We start from the raw sequence: 12,487 nt of genomic DNA, 5'->3' as shown, positions 1-12,487 counted from the left end.
TGTCATCGAAATTTTACCAGCGGCATCAAAAGCGACTTATAGTGATTGGTAATGGCACACTGATGAGCAAGCGTTTGAACACTCCGGCACTCACTGAACCGTTAGCGAAAATAGAAAACCTGCGTGTCGAATTTCAGACTCGTCGCGGTACTGTGGTCGGTGTAAAAGACATCAGCTTCGATATTCAAGCTGGCGAAACTGTGGCCATTGTGGGCGAAAGCGGATCGGGCAAATCTGTCTCCTCGCTGAGCCTTATGCGTCTTGTCGAATACGGTGGTGGCACCATTGCCAACGGCAGACTGCTGTTTGATCGTGGCGATAACAAAGGCCAGATAGACCTGGCATCGGTTGATCAGACGGTTGTCAAACAGATACGCGGCAATGAGATCGGCATGATTTTTCAAGAGCCGATGACCTCCCTGAATCCGGTGTTCACCATCGGCCGTCAGCTTACTGAAGGTATGCGTTTACACCTGAAGCTGAGCCGCAAGGCTGCGCGCGAACGCGCCATCGAGCTACTTCGGCAGGTACGTATTCCCGAGCCGGAACGGCGGCTGGGCCAGTACCCGCATGAGCTTTCCGGGGGCATGCGTCAACGTGTGGTCATTGCCATGGCCTTGGCCTGCGAGCCACGTCTGTTGATTGCTGATGAACCGACAACCGCACTTGATGTAACCATTCAGGCTGAAATTCTTGCTCTGATGAATCGCCTCAAAAAAGAGCATGGCACAGCGGTGTTGTTCATCACCCATGATATGGCTGTGGTGGCGCAGATGGCCGATCGTGTTGTGGTGATGTACCGTGGTGAAAAGGTGGAGGAGGGTACGGTTGAGGAGATCTTCAACAACCCTCAGCATGAATACACCAAATCCTTGCTGGCGGCTGTGCCCAGGTTGGGTGACATGCGCGGCAAGTCGGCACCGGAGCCGTTGCGGTTGTTGAATGTCGAAGGGCAGAACCTTAAGCCGATTCCGATTGCAGATGAGTCCGTGGTGCTGGATGTCGAGCACCTGGTGACGCGCTTTGCAGTCAAGGGTGGCTTCTTTCGTCGGCTCGTCGCTCGTGTACATGCCGTCGAGGACGTGTCTTTTAAAATACGTACGGGTGAAACCCTGAGCCTTGTCGGGGAATCCGGTTGCGGCAAGTCCACCTGTGGACGTTCAATTCTGCGACTGCTGGACCCGCTGGAACAACGCGGACAGATACTGCTGGAAGGGCGCGATGTCATGGCTTTCGATGACAATGAACTGCGTAAGGCGCGACGCGACATGCAAATGATCTTTCAGGATCCATTTGCATCGCTTAACCCGCAGATGCAGTTGCTGGAGCAGGTAGCTGAGCCATTGCGCAATTACAAACTGGCGTCCGGTTCTGAGCTGCATGATCGAGTTGCGGCCTTGTTCGAACGCGTTGAATTGCCACGATCATTCCTGCATCGCTACCCGCATGAACTCTCGGGAGGGCAACGTCAGCGTATCGCTATTGCACGTGCACTGGCGCTGAATCCGAAACTGATTATCGCCGATGAGGCTGTCAGTGCGCTCGATGTCAGTGTGCAGGCGCAGGTGCTCAATCTGTTGATGGAGCTCCAGGCCGATCTGGGCATCTCCATGCTCTTCATCAGTCATGACATGGCGGTGGTCGAGCGCGTCAGCCACCAGGTGGGTGTCATGTACCTGGGACGAATTGTTGAACTTGGCTCGCGACAGAGTATCTTTGAAAATCCGCAACACCCTTATACCCGTGCCTTGATGTCAGCTGTACCTATCGCCGACCCTGCGATGCGCAAGCTGGACAAGGAACTGAATTTCACTCCCATACCGTCACCCATTCACCCTGTCGGTTATGAGCCGGGACCATCGAAGTACGATGAAGTCGAGCCCGGTCATTTCGTCTTGCAGGGCGACTGGTCAAACTGAGAAAAACAATGCCTGTTAAAAATCGTATTGCCGAGCTGGTATCAGACATCACTGAATGGCGTCAGGATATTCATGCTCATCCTGAACTGCTATTTGATACGGTCCGCACCGGACAATTTGTCGCTGACAAGCTTAAAGAGTTTGGCTGCGATGAAGTCGTTACAGGGATAGCCGGCACGGGAGTTGTCGGAATCATCAAAGGGCGTACTGATACCGCCGGTCGTGTTGTCGGATTAAGAGCCGATATGGATGCGCTACCCATAGAAGAAGAAACGGGTGTTGAGTACGCTTCCACCAATCCTGGTGTCATGCACGCCTGCGGACATGACGGGCATACCGCCATGTTGTTGGGAGCTGCGCGCTATATGGCAGAAACCCGCAATTTTGATGGTAGTGTTGCCGTGATTTTCCAGCCGGCAGAAGAGGGTGGTGGTGGTGGTCGGGTCATGTGCGAAGAGGGCATGATGGAACGATTCAATATCCAGGAAGTGTATGGCATGCACAATTGGCCGGGTCAGGAAGTGGGTAAATTTGCCATTCGCTTGGGACCTTTTTTTGCAGCCGCTGATCAATTTGAAATTCAGGTCAGCGGTATGGGGGGGCATGCTGCCAAGCCTCATGAGAGCATCGACAGTACGGTTATTGCGGCTCATCTGGTGACGGCGTTGCAGACTATTGCATCACGCAATGCGGATCCGGTTGAACAAATCGTGCTGTCGGTCACCTCTTTCAGAACAGCCACAGATGCCTTCAATGTCATACCTGACAAAGTCAAACTCAAAGGCACATTGCGAACCCTGACGCCAGAGATGCGCGCGTTGGGTGAAAAGCGTTTGAAAGAAATATCGGCAGGCATCGCTGCCACGTTTGGTGCTCAGGTCGAGGTCAACTTCATCCCCGGTTATCCACCGATGGTCAATCATGAACAGGAAACACGTTACGCCATAGAGGCGGCAACAAAAGTATCGGGTAGCTGCGCTGATGCACCACTGGTTATGGGTGGTGAAGATTTTGCCTATATGCTCGAAGCACGCCCGGGTGCTTACGTGCTGGTCGGCAATGGGGATTCGGCCATGATTCATCACCCCAAGTACAACTTCAATGACGAGACTATTCCAGCTGGTAGCTCCTGGTATATCGAGATGACGGAATCACGGATGCCGGTTGCCTGAACAGACTCGTAACATCAAAGTTCCAGGCTGGGTCAATTCCATCAACATTAAATGTAGAGAACAAGTAACCATGAAAATAAGACACGTTTTGCAATCAATGGTAATGGCTACAGTACTTGTATCAGGAATGGCCAACGCGGATAGTGATCCGGAGTTTCTGAACTCAGGTGCGGTACTGCCCACCAATCTGCCTTTTTCAGAAGTGGTGGTTGTCGGTGACATGCTGTTTCTGTCAGGTCAGATTGGCAATATGCCGGGTACTTTGACGCTGGCGGAAGGTGGTGTCGAAGCTGAAACCAGACAAGTGATGGAGAATATAAAGACAAGCCTGGAGGCGAATGGGTTTGCGATGACTAATCTGGTGAAATGCACCGTTATGCTTGCCGACATCAAGGAATGGGGCGCGTTCAACGATGTCTATAAAACCTATTTTGAAGCGGGAAGATTCCCTGCAAGAGCCGCATTTGGTGCCAATGGTCTGGCTGTGGGTGCGAAAGTAGAAGTCGATTGCGTGGGCGCAAAGTAGTGACGCCCGCGAGTAGCACGGATCTCGGATAATCATTTTAAGTGTCTGAGGTCCGTGCCTCGCAAGATCGAGGTAGTGCTTGAAGTCTGATTGTTGATTGCAGAAATGGTTATGGTATTGCAATGCATATTCCGGGCGTTCTGATTCTTGTTCTGGTACTAGCGTGGTTGCCGTCAGGCCCTGTGCGCGCTAACGAATTCGCATTTGCCCGATTAGTCTATGGAGATGATGGGTTTGATAACTGGCCTCGCTGGCAGGCAGACTGGCCTGAGGCCGAAACACATTTTTCTCGCGGCCTGGATCGGCTGACGTTGATCGACGTTGCCCCGGAAGGCGTGCTGGTTCGTATGACAGGTAGCGAGGTCTTCGATTACCCATGGATATACGTTGTCGAAGTGGGTTATCTCAGCTTGTCACCTGGTGAAATTACACGGCTTCGGGAGTACCTGTTACGCGGTGGGTTTCTGATGGTCGACGACTTTCATGGTCGTGCCGAATGGCGACAGTTTGAATATGTCATGGCGCAGGTTTTTCCGGATCGTGCCATTGAGGAACTGTCCAGCGATAACGAAGTCTTTCACGTTTTGTACGATTTGTCGGAGCGTGAGCAAATACCCGGAATACGCTCACTGATGAATGGTCGAACCTGGGAGAAGGGGGGGCGTTATCCCTTCTGGCGAGGTATTCTGGATGATCAGGGGCGTGTCATGGTAGCCATCAATTTCAATCAGGACATCGGTGATGCATGGGAACATGCAGACGAGGCACTGTATCCAGCTCGGCTCACGACACAGGCATACCGCTTGGGCATCAACTATGTCGTGTATGCGTTAACGCATTGATCTGAGGGGCTTAACCAATGATGTCAGCTTGTCGGCGGCTTTGAATTTTCAGCCAATAAAGGGCGCCACCAGCCAGTAGCAGGAATGGAATCATGGCAAGGTTGACGGCGTTCCAGCCATCTGCCGGTGTGCCGCCAGAGCAATTCATCAGGCCACCGGATGCAAGGCTGGCTATGGTGACAGAGCCGAACACCATCATGTCGTTGAGTCCCTGCGTTCGTCCTCGTTCATGCACGCCATGGGCGCTGGCCAATAGAGTCGTTGCACCGATAAAAGCGAAGTTCCAGCCAATGCCGAGCAAGACAAGCGTGATATAGAAATTTTCCAGCTGTACACCGGTCAATGCAAAGGCGCCCGCAAGACCAAGAATGATCAGGCCTGTCGATATGATGCGTATGACGCCGAAACGCACGATGAGATGACCCGTAAAGAACGAAGGAATAAACATCGCCAGTACATGGGAGGATACGATGTCATTGGCATTGTCACTGGTAAAGCCACAGCCAATCACCGCCAGTGGAGTGGAGGTCATCACCAGATTCATGAGTGAGTAGGAGACCATGGCACAGATAATGGCAACCAGCACGGTTGGGCTGCGAAGCAATTCAAGTTTTGATCGGGATACCACTGGCTCAGCACCCGATGATTTTGTTGACTGATCATCCCTGGGCAAATCAAGAAACAGGAACAGCAGCATGCCGAAAAGATTGATGGCGATGATCGTCAGGTAAGTTCCGATAAAGGGATTGGGCAGAAAAACACCTCCAAAGACAGGCAGGAAGGTAGTGTCGAACACCAGTTTGTTCAGCTGTGGGCCAAAGATGGCGGACAGCAGTCCGCCGGCCATGACATAGGAGATAGCCTTGGGGCGGAATGATTCAGAGGCTGAATCAGCTGCTGCAAAGCGGTAGAAGCCTTGTGCCGACATATAAATGCCGGTGAAATAGGAGCCTAGAAGTAACAACGGGAAAGAGTCGACATACAAGCCGTAAGCGGCTATGGCGGCGCCGACAGCCCCTCCGGTAGCACCGATGCAGAATCCGAACCGGCGGCCCTTGCGTTGCATCAAGGGTGACAGCCATGGCGCTGTTGTCATTGATCCGAAAACAATGAGTGAAATGGGTAGCGTGGCAAAGCAGGCATTGCCGGCTAGCATGCCGCCGGCCAAGCCTCCAACGACAAATATCATGGGCATTTGCGCGCCAAGAAATGCCTGTGCCGCGACCAGCACGATGATGTTGCGGCGAGTGCGGGAATTATTGTGATCAGACATTGGAAATTGCCGGGATAGCTTGGGGTCACGAGCGCCTGTGTGCACCACCTCGGAGCAGCTGCACTGTTGCGCGTCGAAATAAACCCCATTCTATGGGCTCGGGCAACTTGACGCCAGAAAAACTGATCGATTGGCATCCAGCTGTTACCGACTTGCGCACTGCTCTGTTGCTGCTCAGTCGTGTCGAATTCGATAAACGTGTAGCTTATCCGAGTTCAAATGAGGTTACGCCAAACAGTCCATCAAGCCAATATTCGGGTCGTCCACCCTTCACCATGCGAGCCGTTTCGAACACGGGCGATAGTCCGTATTTCTCTGCCAGTGACACTGCTGCCTGATTGGGCTCAGGCACATCCAGTACAATCTGGTCAGCCTCGGACTCTCTGACCAGTTCGATCAGCAAAGCTTGTGCGATCTGGGGAGACAGTCCTATCAGTGGTCCTACCTTGTAGCCTTCATGGCATTGTCGAATCGTTGCAAAACCTTCGATGCAATCATCCACCAGACAAACCAGTGAAAACCGGGTTTTGGTCTTGCAAATCCAGCTATCGAGCATTTGCTCTCGCCGATGAGCGTGCACCTTCGCATCCAGTCTGATGATGGCTTCGCGATCAGATTGAGAGACTGGGCGGCACCTCATTCCCGTCTCTAGTTCGTTCGCAGCAGCATCGCGTTTCAGCTTGGTTGTGCTGCCCGCATACCGGATGTTCCGGTACAAGCTTTCAAAGCCTGACTTTGCGTAGTTGGCTTGCTGTTCTACCACGCCGTCAAGACCTACGATTCGATCATCAAGGTGTTGCATTCCTGCTTGCCAGACTGCCCATCCATAACCAAGACCCCGATACTGCGGCGGGCAGATATACAAGCCGAGAAATCCGAACTGCTTATCTGTTCTGACCACTGAAATGCCTGCAACTGGCACCGTTTTATCAAATGCCATCAAGAATCCTCCCGGGTCGCTTTGGAAGAACAGCTCATGATCTTCAAGCCCTGGGTTCCATCCTTCTCTGGTAGCCCAATCCATCAAGAGCTGCATGTCTGACAGGTCGGCTGTCTTTATCGTGACTGAACTTCCCAAAACGTTGTACTCCTCATGGACACGGGCGGCTTTAGCACCTGAATTATTGGCTTGGGAAAGTGGCATTGGTCAATTAATCAGCGCTACTTGCGCAAGCAGGTATGAATCTTGTCATACAGGTTACACAAGTCATTTGAAAGCCTGTTGTTCTGTTGAATACGCAGATTTTTCGCACCTTGCGGGTGCGGTGGCAAGAATTAATGCACCAGACGGGAGCTGTTTTGAGCGAACAATCACTGAGAGGGGAGCTGGAACTGATACAGGTCTCCAAACAATTCGGCAATGAGATTGCAGTCAGCCAATTCGATCAGCATTTCGCAGCAGGCAAGTATGTCTGCCTGCTGGGACCGTCGGGTTGTGGCAAGTCCACTACGCTACGGATGATTGCCGGTCATGAGTCTGTCAGCACAGGCGAAATACAACTCGATGGTAGAAGTATTGCCAGCTTGCGTCCGGCGCAGCGCGGTACTTCCATGATGTTTCAGAGTTATGCCCTGTTTCCGCATTTGAGCGTGCTGGGCAATGTCGCCTTCAGTCTGAAGATGCGTGGCACTGAGGCTGCTGTACGCGATCGCAAGGCTCATGAGTTACTCGAATTGGTGCATATGGGTGACTTTGCACAGCGTCGCCCTGACCAACTGTCCGGTGGTCAGCAGCAGCGGGTGGCACTGGCCCGTGCCCTGATCACCGAACCGTCGGTTCTATTGCTTGATGAGCCTTTGTCGGCGCTTGATCCTTTCCTGCGCATTCGCATGCGAGCAGAGCTGTCTCGTTTGCAACGCGAACTGGGCATCACCTTCATTCATGTGACGCACAGCCAGGATGAGGCAATGGCGTTATCCGATCAGGTTGTATTAATGAACAATGCGGTTATCGAGCAGTCTGGAACTCCGTTTGACGTTTTCAACTCGCCCAGAACTGAGTTCGTTGCGCGTTTCATGGGAGGCCACAACATTGTTGAAGCTGATGGACAAGCCTTTGCGGTACGTACAGATCGCACTCGAATCTCACCCGGGCAGGCTGGTGTATCTGCACAAGTGGTGAATGTGGAATTCCTTGGCCGGACAGTGGATGTATCGCTGGACAGTAACGGCACCGAATTGGTCGTGTCCATGACGGACGACGACTTCCAGAACAACAGCGTTCGTGAGGGAGATGGTGTCACGGTTCAATGGAACAGGGAAGATCTTGTTGAGCTCTCTTGATTGTTATTTGCCAGTGTCTATGAGCGTGCCTTCGGGCGTATCCAGAATCCTATTCAAAAGAGGGAGAAGTACATGAAAGGTAGTTTTAAAGCAGACAAGCAAACTAATGCAGGTGGTCTTTTAAGTCAGGGTTTATCGGCTCATGATCGCCAGCGGCGTCGACTGCTCAAGGGCGCAACGGGGATTGTGGCTGCATCCACAGTGTTTGGTGTTCCGACAATCTGGGCTCAGAATATCAAGGATGTGACTCTGCGCCAGTTCGGCACTGGCGTGTCCAATCTCAATGATGTGGGTACCAAGGTCAAGGAGGATCTGGGTTTTTCTCTGGAGATGACTGCACTGGATTCGGACTCGGTCGCTCAACGTGCGGCCACACAGCCCAAGTCATTTGATATTGCCGACATCGAGTACTGGATATGCAAGAAGGTTTGGCCTGCGGGCAATCTGCAGCCAATGGATACCAGCAAGATCGACAACTACGACAAGATTGCCGGCATTTTCAAGAGTGGCAAGTTGACTGAAGAGAGTGTCATTGCTCAGGGCACGGCACCTCATACCGTTGGCTTTGTGGATGGCCCGGACGGCAAGGATTTTGTAGCAGAAGAATCTGGCTGGATGACGCTTATTCCCACTATCTACAATGCCGATACGCTGGGCATTCGTCCTGATCTCATCGACGAGGAAGTCAGTTCCTGGGCACAGTTGCTTGATCCAAAATACAAGGGCAAGGCTTCCATTCTTGACATCGCATCCATCGGCATTATGGATGCAGCCATGGTGTGTGAGGCGATGGGAGAGATTGCCTATGGTGACAAGGGCAATATGACCCGCGATGAAATCGACAAGACCTTGGCGATCATGACTGAAGCGAAGAACAACGGGCAATTTCGTGCTTTCTGGAAAAGCTTTGACGAGAGTGTAAATCTGATGGCCTCTGGGGAAGTGGTCATCCAGTCCATGTGGTCGCCAGCCATCTCTGCGGTACGAGCCAAGGGCATTCCGTGTGTTTATCAACCACTGAAGGAAGGCTATCGTTCCTGGGGCGGTGGTATCGGCCTGTCGAAAAACCTCAGCGGGTTGGAACTGGATGCGGCCTACGAGTACATCAATTGGTATCTCTCCGGCTGGGTCGGTGGCTATCTGATGCGTCAAGGCTACTATTCCGCTGTTCCGGAAACGTCGAAGGAATTCATGAGTGCCGATGAGTGGGGCTACTGGTTCGAGGGCAAGCCTGCCGAAGGCGAGATCGTCAATCCACAGGGTGTGGTCATGGAGCAGGCGGGTGCGCTGCGTGATGGTGGATCTTTTGAGCAACGCATGGGCAGCGTTGCCTGTTGGAATTCTGTCATGGATGAAAACCAGCATATGCTCAGAAAGTGGAATGAATTCATCGCTGCCTGAGTGATGTGTGCAGGCACTCTTGCCTGATTAATCGACAGGTGTTCGCAAGAATTGCGTGACGCCTGTCGAGTCCTTGAGAGTAGGGCAGGTGGCTGGCTCATCTGATCTGTTCTTGAAAACCGTTCGGAATATTTCGGGAGACCCTAGTTGAATTTGGAAAGCCTACGCCATACAGCCTTGAGCTGGTTGCAGCTATCGCCCATCGTGCTGATACTGGGATTCTTTCTGGTGCTGCCCATCATCGCGATTGTCACGGTGAGCTTTTGGGGATCAACCGAGTACAGCTACTTTCCGGCTTTCATCGTCGAGAATTATCAGTACCTGTTCAGCTCGCATGTCACGTATTCGGTTTATCTGAAGACTTTCATGTTTACGTTCATGACCTGGTCGCTGACGCTGGCCATCGGTTTCACCGTCGCCTATTTTCTGGCCTTTCATGTCCGTGGGCTCTACACACAGATCGGGCTGTTTCTGCTTTGCACTGTTCCTTTCTGGACTTCCAATATCATCCGCATGATTTCCTGGATACCATTTCTGGGCAGGAATGGCATTGCCAATAGTTCCTTGCTGGAGTTGGGCCTGATCGATCAACCGCTGGAATGGTTGCTTTTCTCAGACTTTGCAGTTGTATTGGCATTCGTCCATCTATTTACCCTGTTCATGATTGTGCCTATTTTCAATACCATGATGCGTATTGATCACAGTCTCATGGAGGCAGCACGGGATGCCGGTGCCAGTGGTTTTCAGATTTTGACTAATGTGGTTATTCCGCTGAGCAAGCCAGGCATCATGATCGGTTCGATTTTTGTCGTAACCCTGGTCATGGGCGATTTCATCACTGTGCGATTCATGAGTGGTGGTCAGAGCGCATCGGTCGGGCGCCTGATTTCCAATGAGATCGGCTTGTTGCAGTATCCGGCAGCCTCTGCCAGCGCTGTGGTGTTGCTTGCAACAGTACTCATCATGATCAGTATCATGTTGCGATTCGTCGATATCCGAAAGGAGCTTTGAGTGATGAGTGATAGACGACCATTAAGTTTTTATCTACTAGCGCTATTTTTTGCCGTGTTTGTCCTGTTCCTCTACGGGCCGACCATTACCATCGCCATTCTGTCGTTTCAAGGACCCTCCGGTGGTTTGACCTTTCCCATGAACGGCGTGTCGTTACATTGGTTTTATGATCTGTTTGAACAACAGGCGGTTGGTGATATCTGGGGTTCGTTCAGACGGTCGCTGGCTTTGGGTTTGATTGTCATGACGATCACCATTGTCGTATCACTGATGGGAGGCATGGCATTTCGTCGTCGCTTCCTTGGCTCAGGCGTGGTGTTTTATCTGATCATTACCAGTCTTATTATTCCATCTATCCTGATTTCACTCGGAGTCGGCATCTTGTTCAATATTCTGGATTGGGATGTTCATTGGTCGACCTCAGCTCTGGGTTCACAACTGACCTGGACGATTCCCTTTGGACTGCTCATCATGTTTGCCGTATTCAACCGCTTTGATGAACGCTACGAAGAGGCTGCTCGCGACTTGGGTGCCAGCAGCTGGCAGGTGGTCCGGCATGTCATTCTGCCGCTGATCGCACCGAGCCTGATCGGCGTAGGCCTGTTCGGTTTTACCTTGTCCTATGATGAATTCGCACGCACCTTGCTCACCGCAGGCTCCTACAATACGCTGCCGTTGGAGATCTACGGCATGACAACGAGTGTCACGACTCCGGTTTTGTATGCCTTGGGCACGCTGACAACGTTGTTTTCCTTTTTCATCATTGCCTTGTTCATGGGCATTTTTCTATGGCTTAAAAGGCGTAGTCGTGGCGTGATAGACATTGTCGTTCAGGAAGCCGAATGATCTTGACCATGAATTGGGCAGCAATGCTGAAACAGAGCATGCAACGTCAATGAGCCAGATGAGAATTCTGTTCGTCAATCCGAATAGCACAAGCTCAATGACTGACAAGGTTCGGCAGACGGCCATGAGCTTGCTGCCCGAAACCGTCACGGTGGATGCGGTGAGTAACCGGCAAGGTCCCGCCTCCATTCAGGGGCCGACAGATGGCGACAGGGCCGTACCAGGAATGTTGTTGGAAATGGAACAGGGCCTGGCACGGGGCGCTGATGCCATTGTCATCGCCTGTTTCGACGACACCGGCATAAACGAGGCTCGCAAGATGTTTCCGGTTCCTGTCGTGGGCATCGGTCAGGCGGCCTATCACGTCAGCATGCTACGAGGACTGCGTTTTAGCGTGGTGACCACGTTGTCGGTTTCTGTCCCCGTACTGGAAGACAACATACGCCTCTTCGGGGTCTATCCCTATTGTTGTAGCGTCCGGGCTAGTGATGTTCCGGTGCTGGATCTTGAAAAGCCCGGTTCTGCAGCCGAACAGCGAGTATCTGATGAGATAGCGCTTGCCATCGTGGAGGATGATTGCGATGCCATTATTCTGGGGTGTGCTGGCATGACCGATCTGGCTTCTCGCCTGTCAACCAGGCATCAGCTACCGGTCATTGATGGTGTCGGCGCTGCGGCGGGGTTGGCGTATGCCTTGGCGCTGACAGAAATGCCTGATCAGGGGTCAGGTGTTCTGGGTACGCCTTGAGTCTTTGAAGGCGTCCTGCAACTGTGTTGACAGAGCGTTCCAGATAACGGTGGATGCTCTGCTCAGATATTTTTCCCCAGACAAATAAGATTGATAGGCTGACTTTCCGGATGTTGCCAATTGGTCAGAATGGGGACCAGCTGCTGGCTATCCAGACTGTTTTTGATAAGTAGTGGGTCGACCATGATAATGCCTAGTCCCAGACGTGCCATATCAACCAGTGCACGACCGTCGTCTGTGACAATCTGGCTTTGCACCTCTATGCTCATGATGTCTCCACTGGCTTGTTGAAAGGGCCAATGATTCAGCGTTGTGTTTTTGTTCTTGAATACCAGGCACTGATGTTCGCTCAAGGCCTCCGGGTTTGGCGGGGTTCCCTGCTTCTGGAAAGTGAGTGAACTCCGGTTTTTAAAGTGTCACCCTCCTCCTCCAAGCTGGGGGGAGGAGGAGGAGGGGTGACCTGTAA

General features: G+C 52.2%; 11 protein-coding genes and 1 pseudogene. 9 read left to right on the top strand and 3 right to left on the bottom strand.

Going from position 1 to position 12,487, the window contains the following annotated elements:
- The first annotated feature begins 62 nt into the window (after window positions 1–62).
- From IMCC3135_RS27985 to IMCC3135_RS27970, 4 genes are all read left to right on the top strand, one after another.
- Window positions 63–1,919, top strand: coding sequence for an ABC transporter ATP-binding protein (locus tag IMCC3135_RS27985; RefSeq protein ID WP_088922121.1), 1,857 nt, complete (start codon window positions 63–65; stop codon window positions 1,917–1,919).
- An 8-nt stretch (window positions 1,920–1,927) separates the two neighbouring features.
- Window positions 1,928–3,091 carry a M20 aminoacylase family protein gene (locus IMCC3135_RS27980; RefSeq protein ID WP_088920592.1) on the top strand — a complete coding sequence of 388 codons (1,164 nt, stop codon included), beginning with the start codon at window positions 1,928–1,930 and terminating at the stop codon, window positions 3,089–3,091.
- A gap of 103 nt (window positions 3,092–3,194) precedes the next feature.
- Window positions 3,195–3,617 (top strand): RidA family protein, encoded by a 423-nt coding sequence (locus tag IMCC3135_RS27975; protein ID WP_205737747.1) that lies wholly within the window; start codon window positions 3,195–3,197, stop codon window positions 3,615–3,617.
- A 122-nt stretch (window positions 3,618–3,739) separates the two neighbouring features.
- A complete protein-coding gene (locus tag IMCC3135_RS27970) occupies window positions 3,740–4,459 on the top strand; it encodes a DUF4159 domain-containing protein (RefSeq protein ID WP_088920590.1) in 720 nt (239 codons plus the stop codon).
- Between the two features lie 10 nt (window positions 4,460–4,469).
- On the opposite strand, the gene IMCC3135_RS27965 is transcribed toward IMCC3135_RS27970, so the two are convergent.
- Both IMCC3135_RS27965 and IMCC3135_RS27960 read right to left on the bottom strand, forming a co-directional pair.
- Window positions 4,470–5,732: an MFS transporter gene (locus IMCC3135_RS27965; RefSeq protein ID WP_088920589.1), complete on the bottom strand. Its 1,263-nt coding sequence runs from the start codon at window positions 5,730–5,732 to the stop codon at window positions 4,470–4,472.
- Window positions 5,733–5,937: 205 nt separating this feature from the next.
- Window positions 5,938–6,876 (bottom strand): GNAT family N-acetyltransferase, encoded by a 939-nt coding sequence (locus IMCC3135_RS27960; RefSeq protein ID WP_088920588.1) that lies wholly within the window; start codon window positions 6,874–6,876, stop codon window positions 5,938–5,940.
- Window positions 6,877–7,031: 155 nt separating this feature from the next.
- On the opposite strand from IMCC3135_RS27960, the gene IMCC3135_RS27955 reads away from it, so the two are divergent.
- From IMCC3135_RS27955 to IMCC3135_RS27935, 5 genes are all read left to right on the top strand, one after another.
- On the top strand, window positions 7,032–8,015 hold the full coding sequence (locus IMCC3135_RS27955; RefSeq protein ID WP_205737746.1) for an ABC transporter ATP-binding protein: 984 nt from the start codon (window positions 7,032–7,034) through the stop codon (window positions 8,013–8,015).
- A gap of 72 nt (window positions 8,016–8,087) precedes the next feature.
- Window positions 8,088–9,416 carry an ABC transporter substrate-binding protein gene (locus tag IMCC3135_RS27950; protein WP_088920587.1) on the top strand — a complete coding sequence of 443 codons (1,329 nt, stop codon included), beginning with the start codon at window positions 8,088–8,090 and terminating at the stop codon, window positions 9,414–9,416.
- 147 nt (window positions 9,417–9,563) lie between these two features.
- Entirely contained in the window at window positions 9,564–10,427 is an 864-nt protein-coding gene (locus IMCC3135_RS27945; RefSeq protein WP_205737745.1) for an ABC transporter permease, read from the top strand.
- A 3-nt stretch (window positions 10,428–10,430) separates the two neighbouring features.
- Window positions 10,431–11,273, top strand: a complete 843-nt coding sequence (locus IMCC3135_RS27940; protein ID WP_088920586.1) for an ABC transporter permease — start codon at window positions 10,431–10,433, stop codon at window positions 11,271–11,273.
- Between the two features lie 49 nt (window positions 11,274–11,322).
- Window positions 11,323–12,021 carry an aspartate/glutamate racemase family protein gene (locus IMCC3135_RS27935; RefSeq protein ID WP_088922118.1) on the top strand — a complete coding sequence of 233 codons (699 nt, stop codon included), beginning with the start codon at window positions 11,323–11,325 and terminating at the stop codon, window positions 12,019–12,021.
- A 62-nt stretch (window positions 12,022–12,083) separates the two neighbouring features.
- Here the strand turns inward: IMCC3135_RS27935 and IMCC3135_RS27930 are convergent.
- Window positions 12,084–12,389, bottom strand: a pseudogene (locus tag IMCC3135_RS27930) (LysR substrate-binding domain-containing protein); the annotation flags it as partial.
- Between the last annotated feature and the right edge of the window lie 98 nt (window positions 12,390–12,487).

The sequence above is a fragment of the Granulosicoccus antarcticus IMCC3135 genome (assembly GCF_002215215.1).
GTDB lineage: Bacteria > Pseudomonadota > Gammaproteobacteria > Granulosicoccales > Granulosicoccaceae > Granulosicoccus > Granulosicoccus antarcticus.
Note: the sequence above shows the minus strand (reverse complement) of the source record. Positions and strands in the feature narration are given on the sequence as shown.